The sequence below is a fragment of the Pseudescherichia sp. L3 genome, assembly GCF_024656065.1.
Taxonomy (GTDB): domain Bacteria; phylum Pseudomonadota; class Gammaproteobacteria; order Enterobacterales; family Enterobacteriaceae; genus Pseudescherichia.
Window position 1 is genome coordinate 1241482 of record NZ_JANKYC010000001.1, and the last position, 14139, is coordinate 1255620.

General features: G+C 58.9%; 14 protein-coding genes and 1 pseudogene. 12 read left to right on the forward strand and 3 right to left on the reverse strand.

The window, feature by feature from the left end; genetic code table 11:
- Positions 1–3: 3 nt before the first annotated feature.
- Positions 4–210 (forward strand): annotated as a pseudogene (locus tag NR795_RS06075) (Tn3 family transposase); the annotation flags it as partial.
- Here the strand turns inward: NR795_RS06075 and NR795_RS06080 are convergent.
- Together NR795_RS06080 and NR795_RS06085 are read right to left on the reverse strand one after the other, a co-directional pair.
- Complete coding sequence (locus NR795_RS06080) at positions 207–2744, reverse strand: excinuclease ABC subunit UvrA (RefSeq protein WP_257757552.1); 2538 nt, start codon at positions 2742–2744, stop codon at positions 207–209. The pseudogene NR795_RS06075 and the gene NR795_RS06080 overlap by 4 nt on opposite strands.
- 61 nt (positions 2745–2805) lie before the next feature.
- Entirely contained in the window at positions 2806–3717 is a 912-nt protein-coding gene (locus NR795_RS06085) for a LysR family transcriptional regulator (RefSeq protein WP_257757553.1), read from the reverse strand.
- Between the two features lie 93 nt (positions 3718–3810).
- Here NR795_RS06085 and NR795_RS06090 point away from each other — a divergent pair, with 93 nt between their 5' ends.
- The 9 genes from NR795_RS06090 (at position 3811) to NR795_RS06130 (ending at position 10929) form a co-directional block, all read left to right on the forward strand.
- Complete coding sequence (locus tag NR795_RS06090; protein ID WP_144815824.1) at positions 3811–4257, forward strand: ester cyclase; 447 nt, start codon at positions 3811–3813, stop codon at positions 4255–4257.
- A 113-nt stretch (positions 4258–4370) separates the two neighbouring features.
- The gene (locus NR795_RS06095) at positions 4371–4805 is read left to right on the forward strand and encodes a RidA family protein (protein ID WP_042391122.1); all 435 of its coding nucleotides are present in this window, start codon (positions 4371–4373) and stop codon (positions 4803–4805) included.
- A 3-nt stretch (positions 4806–4808) separates the two neighbouring features.
- On the forward strand, positions 4809–5483 hold the full coding sequence (locus NR795_RS06100) for a DUF1028 domain-containing protein (protein ID WP_257757554.1): 675 nt from the start codon (positions 4809–4811) through the stop codon (positions 5481–5483).
- 14 nt (positions 5484–5497) lie between these two features.
- Positions 5498–6655: an acetylornithine deacetylase gene (gene argE, locus NR795_RS06105; protein WP_257757555.1), complete on the forward strand. Its 1158-nt coding sequence runs from the start codon at positions 5498–5500 to the stop codon at positions 6653–6655.
- A 124-nt stretch (positions 6656–6779) separates the two neighbouring features.
- Complete coding sequence (locus NR795_RS06110) at positions 6780–7928, forward strand: ABC transporter ATP-binding protein (protein ID WP_257757556.1); 1149 nt, start codon at positions 6780–6782, stop codon at positions 7926–7928.
- 18 nt (positions 7929–7946) lie between these two features.
- Positions 7947–8930: an NAD(P)H-quinone oxidoreductase gene (locus NR795_RS06115; protein WP_257757557.1), complete on the forward strand. Its 984-nt coding sequence runs from the start codon at positions 7947–7949 to the stop codon at positions 8928–8930.
- Complete coding sequence (locus NR795_RS06120; RefSeq protein WP_257757559.1) at positions 8927–9541, forward strand: glutathione S-transferase N-terminal domain-containing protein; 615 nt, start codon at positions 8927–8929, stop codon at positions 9539–9541. Before NR795_RS06115 ends, NR795_RS06120 begins: the two co-directional genes overlap by 4 nt.
- Positions 9542–9553: 12 nt before the next feature.
- Positions 9554–10003 (forward strand): type II 3-dehydroquinate dehydratase, encoded by a 450-nt coding sequence (locus NR795_RS06125; RefSeq protein ID WP_257757560.1) that lies wholly within the window; start codon positions 9554–9556, stop codon positions 10001–10003.
- A complete protein-coding gene (locus NR795_RS06130) occupies positions 10000–10929 on the forward strand; it encodes a glyoxylate/hydroxypyruvate reductase A (protein ID WP_257757561.1) in 930 nt (309 codons plus the stop codon). The genes NR795_RS06125 and NR795_RS06130 overlap by 4 nt, the downstream gene beginning before the upstream one ends.
- Before the next feature lie 35 nt (positions 10930–10964).
- Here the strand turns inward: NR795_RS06130 and NR795_RS06135 are convergent, their stop codons facing one another.
- Positions 10965–11927 carry a LysR family transcriptional regulator gene (locus NR795_RS06135; protein ID WP_103821027.1) on the reverse strand — a complete coding sequence of 321 codons (963 nt, stop codon included), beginning with the start codon at positions 11925–11927 and terminating at the stop codon, positions 10965–10967.
- Positions 11928–12186: 259 nt separating this feature from the next.
- Here NR795_RS06135 and NR795_RS06140 point away from each other — a divergent pair, with 259 nt between their 5' ends.
- Entirely contained in the window at positions 12187–13218 is a 1032-nt protein-coding gene (locus NR795_RS06140; RefSeq protein ID WP_308219168.1) for an ABC transporter substrate-binding protein, read from the forward strand.
- Between the two features lie 65 nt (positions 13219–13283).
- On the forward strand, positions 13284–14138 hold the full coding sequence (locus tag NR795_RS06145) for an ABC transporter permease (RefSeq protein ID WP_222890524.1): 855 nt from the start codon (positions 13284–13286) through the stop codon (positions 14136–14138).
- Position 14139 lies beyond the last annotated feature (1 nt).

Here is a 14139-nt window from a genome sequence, read left to right on the forward strand (position 1 = left end):
TAATCGGTATATATAGAAAGAGCCATAGATTCTCTGAAGCGAAAAGGGATCCCATTCAATGACCTGTTGATTTCTCATGTGTCCCCGCTGGGATGGGGACACATCAACCTGAGTGGAGATTACGTCTGGAGAACAAACCTCAAGCTGGGACAGGGGAAATACCGTTCATTACGCTCAGTAGATAGCAGCCTGTACAAAAAACAGGCTTAGCGTAGGATGTTTTCCGTTTTCAAAGCTGACCCCAGGTAGGGAGCAGTGAGGCTGTCCGGTGATCGGCTTACCTCTTCCGGCGTACCGGTCGCAACAAGTTGTCCGCCGTTTTCGCCAGACCCAGGTCCGAGATCGAGGACCCAGTCAGCTTCGGCGGCGATGCGCATATCGTGCTCTGCCATGACCACCGTATCGCCACGCTGAACCAGCCTGTCAAGAACCCGCATTAGCTTATCCATATCCGCCGGATGCAGCCCGGTAGAGGGTTCGTCCAGCAGATAGAGCGTTTTACCCCGCTGCACGCGCTGCAGCTCCCAGGCGAGCTTAATGCGCTGGCATTCACCGCCGGACAGTTCGGTCGCAGGCTGACCCAGCGTCAGGTAGCCGAGACCGAGCGCGGCAAGCGCGGCAAGAGAGCGCTGGATAGCGTCATTGTCCTCAAATACCGAGATAGCTTCGTCGACGGTGAGATCCAGCACGTCCGCTATTGTTCTGTCATGCCACCGCACCGCAAGAGTTTCATCATTGTAGCGACGTCCGCCGCAGGCAGAGCACGGTGCGCTTGCCTCGGGCATAAACAGCAGCTCAATGGTGATCTGCCCCTGGCCCTCGCAGGCGGCACAGCGACCGGCGGGCAGGTTGAAGGAAAACCGGCTGGCGTTAAAGCCGCGCTTTTTCGCCTCGTCCGTTTCGGCAAAAAGCTTGCGTACGGTGTCAAAAAAGCCGGTATAGGTCGCCAGATTGGATCGCGGCGTCCGCCCGATAGGCCGCTGATCGATACGAACCAGACGTTTAAGAGATGTTCCGCCCGCCGTGATTTTACCCTGCACATCCGGAACCACGCTCTCCTCCTCGGCACCTTCCTCTTCGGGGGTTTTGTCGAGCCGTTGAAGCAGCGCGGGGAGCACCCGGGCGAGAAGCGTGGACTTGCCCGAGCCAGACACGCCGGTGATGGCGGTCATCCGTTCAAGGGGGATGCAAACATTCATGTCATGAATATTATTGCAGGTTATCTGCTCTAGCTTGAGCCAGCGTTCGGGAAGCCGCCGCTGACGCAGCCCCGGACGATGCCTGTCGAACAGGTAGCCTGCGGTAGTGGAACTGGACACCTGTTTGAGACCTGATGGCGTACCGTTATACACGATCTCACCGCCCAAATGCCCTGGGCCCGGTCCCACCTCCGTCAGCCAGTCGGCTTCGGCGATCACGTCCAGATTGTGCTCGACGATAACCAGCGAGTTTCCCGCATCGAGAAGCAAACGCAGGGACTTGAGCAGGGCGCGTACATCTTCCGGATGCAGGCCAGCCGCAGGCTCATCAAGCACGTAAATCACGCCAAAGAGGCGGGAAATAAGCTGCGTAGCCAGTCGGATCCGCTGTAGTTCTCCCGAGGAGAGCATGGTAGTCCGGCGGCTGAGAGACAGATGCCCGAGCCCCAGTTTTTCCAGCTGGTCGAGGCGGCCGCAGATATCGGTCGTCATCCTGACGACGGCTTCCCGCAGCGCGGCCTCGGCAGGCAGTTGCTGAGGATGGCCTTCGGCATAGGGTAAAAGCAGCGCCTTCAGCTGCGTAATCGTCAGATCGCCCATCTCAGCAATATCAAGGCCCGCAAACCGGTAGGCCAGCGCACTCTGATTAAGCCGCTTGCCGTGACATTCGGTGCAGGGTGCCACGGTAATGAAGCGGGAGAGTCGTTTTTTCACCGACTCCTTACCGCCGGAGTAGCTCTGCAGCAGGTATTTTCTGACGCTGGTGTAGGTTCCGGTATAGGCGGGCTCGGTACCGGCGGCGATTGCCTCCTGGCGCTGCTGCGCATTGAGTCCCAAAAAGATCGGTACCGAGGGCTGTTCGTCGGTGAAGACGATCCACTCGCGATCTTTCTCAGCCAGCGTCCTCCACGGCGCATCAATGTCGTAGCCCAGCGTTTCCAGAATTGAACGCAGATTTTTTGCCTGCCAGCCAGGGGGCCAGGAGGCTATCGCCCCTTCGCGAATGCTCAGCGAATCGTCCGGCACCAGCGCGTCGGCTTTAACGTCATGTACCATGCCCAGCCCCTGGCAGGCCGGACAGGCGCCCTGCGGGTTATTGGGCGAGAAAGATTCCGCTGCCAGAAATGGGACGTTGGCAGGATGGCTGCCGGCGCGGGAAAACAGCAGCCTCAGGGTAACGGAGATCCGCGTCAGACTCCCGACCGTTGAGCGCTCCTGCGCACCGGCACGGCTCTGCTGCAGGGCAACGGCGGGTGGCAAACCGTCGATACCATCCACGTCCGGCGCAGCCGCTTGCTCAATCAGACGCCGCGCGTGCGGTGCGATAGACTCCATAAAGCGTCGCTGCGCCTCGGCATAGATCGTGTCAAACGCCAGGGAAGATTTCCCCGATCCCGATATGCCGGTAAACACCACCATGGCATCGCGGGGAAAGGTAAAGGAGACGTCCTTGAGGTTATGCGTTCTGGCTCCGAGTACGCTTACGCCAGGGCTGATAGCGTGAGACCTGGCGCTTATGTTTTTTGCCGCTTTTTCTGATGACATGGTGTCCCCTGACAATAAAAGAACTTCAAGGGTAGACGCGAAGAGGGCAGTGAACAACGTGCTACAAGGTAGTTGCGTGCTTTGCAATCAGCTCTCTGAACCACACCAGAGCGGGAGAGTTATCGCTGCGTCGATGCCATATCAGACCGAATTCGATCTCCGGCAGCGCCAGGGGAGGCGAAAATAGCGCCAACCGATGGCGGGTCTGCGAATGAAGTGCCACGCGTTTGAGTATCGTGGCGGCCATATGGGTGCGCGCGATGACCGCAGGCACGGCAAAAATGTTCGGCACGGTTAATACGAGCCTACGCTGCTTACCCTGCTGCGCGAGAGTCCGATCGACGAGGCCGTGCAGCTCTCCTTCAGGTGAGACCAGCACATGCTGCAGATCCAGATAGGTCTCTAAACTCATCGGTTCTCTTGCCGCCTGATGTTCGCTTGATACGATGGTGACAAATTCATCACGCAGCAGCGGCCGGGTCAGAATCCGTGCATCCATATTTGTCGGCGGCACGCCGATGGCCACATCGATCGCACCGGCATCGAGCAGCTCGACAGCAGCATTGCGGTCATTAAATGCAACGACATTCAAAGAGACACCGGGCCAGGTCCGCTCCAGCGCTTGCATAAGCGTCGGAAGCAAAACCACAGTCGGGTAATCCTGCAAGCCTATTTTGAACGTGACCTGCGCGGTTTCAGGCTGAAAAACAGGCCGGGTAATCATGGCCTGCTCGATCTGCTGCAGGGCCGCAGCAATAGGGGACGCCAGGTCCCGCGCGCGTGGCGTGGGAATTAACCCCGCATTGCTGCGCTGAAAGAGGGGATCCCCCAGCAGGATCCGCAGCCGGGACAGGGCTGCGCTCATCGCCGGCTGGCTTACGCCTGTCTGGATTGCAGCACGCGTAACATTGCGTTCGTTCATGAGCGCATTGAAAGCCACCAACAGGTTCAGATCGATACCGTGAAAATCCATATTTCGAATAATGGTCTATATCGGTTATTTGTTGGATTGATTATAACGCACGTTTTATTCTGCCACCTCCTTAACTACGGAGTAGCGCTTATCATGAACATCCCATCGACAGAGTTGACCCAGCAATTACGCACCGAATTGGCCGCTGTAGAAACACTCTATCGCGCATTCAGCGAACAGAACCCCGATCTTGTGGATACCGTACTTGCCCCGGAGTGGGATGACATTCCGCTGGCACCGGGTCAGGCTCCTGGTCCGGCAGGGATCAAGACCATCATCAACATGGTCGTCGCCGCCTTTCCTGATGTGCACATCACCATTCATGACACGATTCAGGAACCCGGCAAGGTCGGCGTACGCGCCGAGATCGGTGGCACCCATCTGGGTGAGCTGTTTGGCATCGCACCAACCGGTAAAGAGGTGAGTTTCAGGCTGCACGAGTTTCACACGGTGGCCAACGGTCTGATTACCACCACCTGGCACCTGGAGGACTGGCTTGGCCTGTTCCAGCAGCTTGGTCAGTTTCCATCACAAAACTGACCCTTTTTCACAGAGATCGGATTTTCTAAACTAATGCCTCGGAATATGCTGTTTTGCTTGTGACGCCTGAGGACGTATACCTTGCTGGGAATCCATTTTCTCAGCAGGCAAACATGAGCACACATACCCGCATTCGCAAATTCAATACCAAAGAGACCTACCCGAACCAGTCCCTGGACAACGATCTTTGCCAGGCCGTTCGCGCAGGCAATACCGTTTACGTTCGTGGTCAGATTGGTACCGACTTCGACGGCAATCTGGTGGGGCTTGGCGACCCGGCCGCGCAGGCCGAACAGGCGATGAAGAACGTGAAACAGCTGCTGGAAGAAGCGGGCAGCGATCTGTCGCATATCGTTAAAACCACTACCTATATCATCGACCCCCGTTATCGCGAGCCGGTCTATCAGGTGGTCGGTAAATGGCTGAAAGGCGTATTTCCCATCTCAACCGGGCTGGTTATTTCCGGGCTGGGTCAGCCGCAGTGGCTGATGGAGATTGATGTGATCGCCGTGATCCCGGATGACTGGCAGCCGCAGGCGGGAGCATAAACCATGACGTTATCGATTATTGGCCGCTGCGCGCAAACTGGCCAGACAGGCATCGCCATCAGCTCGTCCAGCATCGCGGTGGGGGCGCGTTGTCCCTGGCTGCGCAGTCAGGTCGGCGCGGTATCAACCCAAAACATCACCTTACCGGCGCTCGGGCCGCGCATTCTTGACAGGCTGGAGCAGGGCGATGCTGTCGACACCGCGCTAAAAGCCGGGCTCGGCACTGATGATTACGCCATCTATCGGCAAGTTACGGTGCTGACGGCTGCGGGAGAAAGCGCGTTTTATAGCGGCGAGAAGACGCTCGGTGTTAACAACGCCCTGAGCGGCGAAAACTGCGTGGCGGCGGGTAATCTGCTGGCAGATCCGAACGTGATTATCGCGATGGTCAACGCCTTCGAACAACGCCCAGGCGACCTTGCCGACAGGCTCATTGCCGCGATGCAGGCGGGCATGAAAGCGGGCGGAGAGGCAGGGCCGGTGCATTCAGCGGCACTGTCGATTGTAGATGCGCCCGTCTGGCCGGTTGTCGATTTACGTGTCGACTGGACGGACGGCGATCCCATCGCTGAGCTCAATCAGCTCTGGCAGGCGTATAAGCCGCAAATGCAGGACTATATAACGCGCGCGCTCGATCCCCGCAGCGCACCTGGCTACGGCGTGCCGGGCGACGAATGACGTAAGGAGAGGCGATGATAACCAGTCGCAAACTGCTGGAGCAGCTGGTGGCGTTTGATACCACCAGCCGCGAATCCAACCTGGCGCTGATCGACTTTGTCTGGCGCTATTTAACCGATCTCGGCGTCCACTGTGAGCTGATTCACAATGCCGAGCGCAGCAAAGCCAATCTGTATGCGCGGCTTGGTCCGGCAGGCAGCGGCGGCGTAATGCTCTCCGGCCACAGCGATGTGGTACCGGTGGACGGGCAGAACTGGAGCGTACCGCCGTTTGCGCTGACTGAGCGAGACGGCAAGCTGTACGGCCGCGGTACGGCAGACATGAAAGGCTTTATCGCCTGCATGCTGGCGGCGGTGCCGCACTTTCTTGCCGAGCCGCTGGCGCAACCGCTGCATCTGGCAATTTCCTATGACGAAGAGGTCGGGTGCCTGGGCGTGCGCACTCTGCTGGATGCCCTGGCGAGCCGCCCGGACAAACCCGACATCTGCCTCATTGGCGAGCCCACCGGGCTACAGCCGGTGCTCGGCCACAAAGGCAAGCTCGGCGTTCGTTGCGAAGTGCAGGGCGCGGCCTGCCATTCGGCCTATGCCCCCCAGGGTGTCAATGCCATTGAATACGCCGCAAAACTTATTCACCGCCTTACGGTGATAGGCCAGCGGCTGGCCGCGCCGGAACGTCAGGATGCGCGTTTCGATCCGCCGTTTACTACGGTGCAAACCGGCGTGATTCAGGGCGGTCGGGCACTGAATATCGTGCCTGCCGACTGTACGTTTGACTTCGAAGTGCGCACGTTGCCGCAGGATGACGCGCAGCAGGTGGTGCAGGCGCTGGAACGCTATGCGCAGCGGGAACTGCTGCCGCACATGCACGCCGTCAATGCCGACGCCGCTATTCGCTTTTATCCCATCAGCGGCTATCCCGGTTTATATACCGCAGCGCACAGCAACGCCGCACAGCTGATTGCTCATCTCACCGGTACCGACGCCTTTAGCACCGTGGCATTCGGTACGGAAGGCGGGCTGTTCCATCAGGCTGGTATCCCCAGCGTGATCTGCGGGCCGGGCAGTATGGCGCAGGGCCATAAGCCCGATGAGTTTATCACTGTTGAACAGCTAGCCGCCTGCGATGCCATGCTGCGCCGTCTTGCTGCATGGATGGGCCAGTCAAGGTGACGTTGTCACCTTTTTCTCTGCTTTCCCTTTTCCAAACGCCAGCTTCAGGAAGCACTAACCGCATGATGCACGCTTACCCCGTATGCTGGTGACACGCATTTGATAGCCCGTATCTGGAGAGTCCATGGTAAGTGCCGAAGTCACCACATTCCCGCAGCCCGAAGCGCTGCATCCCGTCGTCAACAAAGCCCATGTCGCCGTACAGCTTGACGGCGTACTGAAACGCTTTGGCGACGCTATCGCCCTACACAAAATCTCCCTGACCATAGAAGAAGGGGAATTTATTACGCTGCTCGGCCCCTCTGGCTGCGGCAAAACTACGCTGCTGAACCTGATGGCGGGTTTCGCCGAGGCGGATGGCGGCGAAATTTTTATTGATGGCGATCTGGTTACCGAGATACCGCCGTACCAGCGTGAAATCGGCATTGTGTTTCAGAACTACGCGCTGTTCCCCCATATGACGGTCGAGAAAAATGTCGGCTACGGCCTGCGTATGCGCGGTGTGCCCAAAGCTGAAATCGCCGAGCGCGTTGAGCAAGCGCTGGCGCTGGTGAAGCTGGCCGGTTACGGCCATCGCAAGCCACGGGAACTTTCAGGCGGTCAGCAGCAGCGTGTGGCGCTGGCGCGAGCGCTGGTGATCCGCCCCAAAGTATTGTTGCTGGATGAGCCTTTCTCGGCGCTGGATAAAAACCTGCGTCTGTCGATGCAGGTTGAGCTCAAGGCGATTCAACGCAAACTTGGCGTCACCACTGTATTTGTAACGCACGATCAGGGTGAAGCGCTGAGCATGAGCGACCGCGTGGTAGTGATGTCGGCAGGGCACGTGCGCCAGATCGGCACGCCGGATGAGATCTATCGTCGTCCGCAGGATCCGTTTGTCGCAGGTTTTGTGGGCGATGTGAATATTCTGCCGGGGCGCTATGTCGGTCGTGACGGTGCGGCGATGCTGGAGGTGGGCGGCAATACGCTGCGCCTGCCGGCGGAACGCGTGCACGCCATGATGGGCGAGCGCCTGGATGTCTACGTGCGTCCGGAAAACCTGCAGCTGGCGCCGCTTGGACCGCATTCGTTGTTCAGCGCCACGGTGATCGCCCATGTCTTTCAGGGCGATCATGTGGATGTCCATCTCGATGTCCCGGCGCTGGGTAGCGCCTCGCTGTTTGCGCGCCAGTCCGGGTTGAGTTCACTGACGCGCTGGCCCATCGGCAGCCTGGTGGGCGTGAGCGTTGATGACGAAGGCGTATGCGCGTTTAGCGCGGCGAAACAGGGATAAGCGTCGATGATACCTGAAATGATGAACGCAATAGTCGCCCGCGAGCCGGGCGGCCCTGAGGTGTTAGCCCTGGTACAGCGTAACGTGCCGCAGCCTGGCCCGGGCGAAGTATTAGTTCGTGTTGCCTGTGCGGGCGTGAACCGTCCCGATATCTTACAGCGCAACGGCATGCCGTTGCCGGCGGGCGTCACCAATGTACTGGGGCTGGAAGTTTCCGGCACCGTTGCGGCGCTGGGCGCGGGCGTTGACTCTCTCGCTCCTGGCGCGCCGGTAATGGCGCTGCTCTCCGGTGGCGGCTATGCCGGGTATTGCGTGGCGCGCGCCGAACTCTGTTTACCCGTGCCGGAAAACCTGCCGCTCGCCCAGGCGGCGGGCGTGCCGGAAGCGGCCTTTACCGTGTGGCATAACCTGTTTGAACTGGGGCGTTTGCAGCCCGGCGAAACCGTACTGATCCACGGGGCGGCCAGCGGCGTGGGAACGTTCGCCATTCAGTGCGCACAGGCGTGCGGGGCGCGGGTAGTGGCGACGGCAGGCGGTGCTGAAAAGGTAGCAGCGCTGCGACAGCTTGGCGTCTGGCGCGCCATTGACCGCCACAGAGAAGATTTCGTCGCGGTTATCCTTGAGGAAACCCAGGGGCGCGGCGTGGATGTGGTGCTGGATAACGTTGGCGGCGATTACGTGGCGCGCAACCTGAGCGTGTTAGCATCGGGCGGACGTCATGTCAGCCTGTCGTTTATGCAGGGCGCGAAGATTGAACTCGACCTGCAACAGGTGATGCGTAAGGGGCTGATCCTGACCTCCTCAACCCTGCGTCCGAAGAGTGATGCCGAGAAGGCGCGGCTGGCGCAGTGCATCCGTACACATCTGCTGCCGCCGATCGCTGCCGGTAAAATCGCGCCGATTGTTTATCAAACCCTGCCGTTAGCGCAGGCCGCGGACGCGCATCGCATTCTTGAGGCCAACGCCAACATCGGCAAAGTGCTGCTGGCGGTGGCGTCATGATGCAACTCTATTTCGCCTCGACGTCCGCTTACGTCCGTAAAGTGATGGTGTGCGCGACGGTATTGGGCCTTGCTGAGGAGATACACCGGCTGGATTCCGCTGCGCATCCCATTGAGCGCGACGAACGTATCGCCGCGTTTAATCCGTTAGCCAAAGTCCCGGCGCTACGTACCGAAAACGGGATCTGTCTCTACGATAGCCGGGTCATTTGCGAATACCTCAACGCTCGCGCGCAGGGCGGTTTATTCCCGCAGGACGGTGATGCGCGCTGGCGGAGCCTTGCGCGGCAGGCGTTGGGCGATGGCATTATCGACGCCGCGTTGCTGGCGCGCTATGAATTCAGCGCTCGTCCGCCTGAGAAACAGTGGCAGAGCTGGGCCAACGCGCAGCTGCAAAAAGTTGCCGCCGCACTGGCGGAAGTTGAACGTCAGGCCAGCGGTTTTAGCGATCGTCCCCACGATATCGGGCTGATTGCCATCGGTTGCGCGCTGGGTTATCTCGACTTCCGCTTTGCCGAACTTAACTGGCGCACTGGCCACCCGCTGACCGCCGCATGGTTTGCCGTTTTCGATGCGCATTCGGCTATGGTCGCTACGCGTCCGCACGTTTAATCAGGAGCTTGCATGTCACAGCAGATCTATTTTCTCAACGGGCCGAACGCCAATTTGTATGGGCTGGATAAAAACGGCGCGTATGGTAGCGAAAGTTTTGTCAGCATTGGCGAGCGCTGTCAGCGTCGCGCCCAATCGCACGGGGTGATAGTGCACTTTCGCCAGAGCAATCATGAAGGCGTGCTGGTTGACTGGATCCAGGAAGCGCGACAGAACGCGGCGGGATTGATTATCAACGCGGCGGGGTTGACCTACACGTCCGTGCCGATCCTTGATGCGCTGCTGATGTTTGACGGCCCGATTATCGAAGCGCATATGAGCAACATCTGGAAGCGCGAGCCGTTCCGACACTACTCCATGGTGTCGAAAGCGGCAACCGGCGTGATCGCCGGGCTGGGCGCGATGGGTTACGAGCTGGCGATTGATGCGGTGGTTAACCTGATGGAGGGGCGCGTCGCATGAGCACCCTTGTGTTTTACAGCGAATTTGACAGCTTCGACGAGTGGTCAGCTTTACTTGCACCGTATTTGCCCGGCGTGACGATATGCCGCGCCGAAACGGTGCAAAAACCTGATGACGTGCACTATGCGCTGGCATGGCAACCGCCGGAGGGTTTCTTTGCACCATACCGTAATCTCAAACTGCTGGTGAATCTCGGCGCGGGCGTCGACTCCCTGGTCGGGCGCGACGATCTGCCAGATATCCCGATTATACGACTGTCCGACCCGGATATGGCGCGCATGATGGCCGGTTATGTGCTTTTCGCGGTGCTGCGCTACGCGCGCGATATTCCGGCGTTCGAGCGTGCGCAGCGTGAACAGCGCTGGCGCTATTTGCATCCGCGTACGCCCTCCAGCGTCCGTGTCGGCGTGTTGGGCCTCGGGGAGTTGGGCGGGTATGCGGCGCAGGAGCTGGCACGACAGGGATTCGATGTACGCGGCTGGTCGCGTTCGCAAAAAGCGATTGCGGGTGTTCGCTGTAGCAGCGGACTGGAATCACTGAATGACTTTCTCAGCCAGAGCGACATTTTGGTAGTAATGCTCCCTCTCACGCCGCACACGGCGGGCCTGCTTAGTGCCGAACGGCTGGCACGACTGCCGCCTGGCGCGGCGTTTATCAATGTCTCGCGCGGGGCAATTGTCGACCAGGCGGCGCTGACGGATGCGTTACGCACCGGGCGAATTGCGGAAGCCACGCTGGATGTGTTTGACCGCGAACCGCTGCCGCCGGGCGATCCGCTATGGCGCATGGAAAATGTGTTGATTACGCCGCATCTGGCGTCTGTCGCCATTCCCGCCAGCGCCGCGCAGCAGGTTGCAGAGAACATCCAACGCGCCGCATGCGGCGAACCGGTAACTCATCAAGTGTTCCCGGCGCGCGGGTACTAACATTCATACCCACGCCGGGGTTATATGTGACACCGTCACGCCACGCGCACCACCTGCGGGTCGAAATAGCTGGGGGCCGCCATGCCAGGGATGTACTGGTCGGAGATAAACATGCGGCAGCGCTCGGCGAAAGCGTTCACCACCATAGAGTGCTGCGTGTGGGCCACGGTGGCGTAACCCAGCTGCATCGGCCTGTTCACCCCCGCCAGCCGCACGCGGATCAGGCGTTTGCCATCCTGAGAGAGATGCGCTTTCGGCCGCACGTTAGCGATACCAAACCCCACGCCGTTGGCCACCATGGCGCGTACTACCTCCATGTTGCCGGAGCGCATGACCACATTCGGCGTAACGCCCGCCTCGCTAAACAGCCCAAGGAAGTATTCGCGGCTCCACGGCATATCCAGCAGCACCATCGGCATTGTCGCCAGATCCTGAATCGTCACCGCCGATTGTGTCGCCAGCGGATGATGTTCACCCACCATCACATACGGCGGCAGCTGCGCCAGCGAGGTGAAAGCAATGTCGTTAGCGGGGACTAAATCATAAGTCAGTGCGATGTCGATATCGGCAGCGCGCAACTGTTTCAGCAGCTGTTCGTGGTGGCCTTCCACCAGCGTAATGCGCACGCCCGGAAACGCGCGGCCAAAGCCGAACACCAGTTCCGGCGTCAGCATGGGCGCCAGCGTATCCAGACAGCCTACGCGCAGCGGGCCGCGCACATTGTTCATTGATTCTGACGCAATGGTATAGAGGTTCATCATCTGCTCCAGAATGAGCTTCGCCTCCTTCAGTACCTGATGACCGATGGCGGTCAGCGACACCCCCTGGGCGTGGTGCCGCACGAACAGCTGTACGCCCAGTTCAGATTCAATGTGGGTGATCGCGGCAGAGATCGACGGCGATGAAACGTGGATACGCTCCGATGCGCCGATGATGCTGCCAGCCTCTCCGGAAGCGACAAAATATTCCAGCTGACGCTGGGTGATGCGACTGAGCATGCAGGTTCTCCTGAGATCGCCGACGCCATCATGTAGCGCCAGTCATTCTAATAGTGCAGGTTTCTTGCATTTCTCATGCCAGAACAGGGGCATTTTTTTTGCGTCAGAAATCCTGACGCAACGACGAGGAAAAGGCTGTTTTACCGAATCGGCTCGCAACGGCATAGTGATTTCACACCAGGGAACACCGTTCGCACCGTGTTGGCGCGCCGGGTTTCAGATTGCTACCACAGTCATTTCATGCATTGGGGATGAGAATATGTTGCGTAAGATTTGTGCCTTAACGTTGTTGACCACAAGTGTGTTGTCCGCTGGTAATGCGATGGCCGCTGATAAGCTGATTGTCAGCACCTGGGGCGGCGGTTTTAAAGATCTGATTGATGAGACCATCGCCAAAGAATTTACCAAAGAGACCGGCGTGGAAGTGCAGTTTGTCACGGGCGGCACTATCGATCGTCTGAACAAAGCCAAACTGGCGGGGGGCTCGCCGGAAACGGACGTGACCTTTACGACGGCACATGTCGGCTATCTGTACGCCAACTCCGGCCTGTTTGAAAAGCTCGATATGAGCAAAATCCCGAACGCGGCGAACCTGGTGCAGCAGGCGAAAGTCAGCCCTTATCACCTCGGCGTGTGGGGCTACGTTTACACAATCGGCTATCGTCCGGATATGGTGGCGAAGGGCGAAACCTTTGAGAGCTGGAACGACCTGTGGAAGCCTGAGCTGAAAGGGACGCTGGCGCTGCCTGACTGGGATCCGAGCCATATCATTGCGGTTTCCGCCAAACTCTCCGGCACCGACGCGGCGCACTGGGAGCAGGGCCAGGCGAAGTTGAAAGCGCTTATCCCGAACATCAAATCTTTCTATACCGATGACGCCAACAGCCAGCAGCTGATCTCCACCGGCGAAACGCCCGTGCAGGTGATGCTGTCGATGAACGCCTACCACATGATTGCCGAAGGGGTAAACATCAAGCTGGTGATGCCGAAAGAGGGCGCGGTTCTGGGCGTCGATACGATTGGCATTAACAAAGGCACTAGCAAGGCCGACCTCGCGTATAAGTTCATCAATATCGCCCTGAAGCCGGAAACCCAGCAGCAGGTGGCGAAGATTTATCACGGCAGCCCAACGGTGACTAACGCCCATATCGACCCGGCGCTGGCGAAACTGCCGGGCATGTTGACCACCCCCGAGCAGTGGAACGCCACCATCAACACCGATCCGCAGCTGCGCGCCGAGAAGACCGCAGAGTGGCGTCAGTGGTTCTCTGAAAACATCATGTCTCATTGATTGACCTGGCGGCCTGCGGGCCGCCCCGTTTCTACCGGCAACACACTACTCAGGCTGCGACGTCTATGACGAGAAAACCGACATTTTTACCCTGGTTCATTATTCCCGCCACGCTGACCGCGTTTGGGCTGGTTATCGCGATGTTTGCGGTAATGCAATATAGCGTGCGCGCCTATATTCCCGGTTCGCTCGACGTGGGCGGATTTACGCTGGCGAACTTCAACGGCCTGCTTAAAGGCATCTATGCCGATGCCTTTATCAACACCGTCATGCTTAGCGCCAAAACGGCTATTTTTGGCCTGCTGATGAGTTATCCGCTGGCGTACGCACTGGTGCGCACCCGCACCACGTGGATCAAATCCACTATTCTGATTATCGCGATTACGCCGCTGTTTCTTGGCGAAGTGGTGCGCACCTATTCGTGGATCATCGTATTGGGCAACAGCGGTTTCCTGAATAGCCTGTTGCTGGCCGTGGGCGTCATCTCAACACCTATTCAGTTTATGTTTACGCAAACGGGGGTAGTTGTGGCGCTGGTGCATGTCACCATGCCGATCATGGTGCTGATGTTGGCCACCGCGCTGTCGCACATTAACCCCGATTATGAGAAAGCCGCCACCAGCCTTGGCGCAGGGCCGCTCCGCACGTTGCTGACGGTGACCATTCCGCTCTCTATCCCCGGTATTGTCTCCAGCCTGACCACCGCGTTCGCCTGGACCTTTAGCGCCTTTGCCACGCCGCAGCTGATTGGCGGCGGACGCGTCAGCACCGTGGCAACCCTGGTCTATCAACTGGGTTTCTCGTCGATGAACTTCCCGTTTGCCGCCGCGTTAAGCATTGCCGGTTTGATCCTCACCATCCTGTTGTTGATGGCGCTGAAACGCATGACCCGATTCCTGCACGCGATGGGAGAGCATTAAT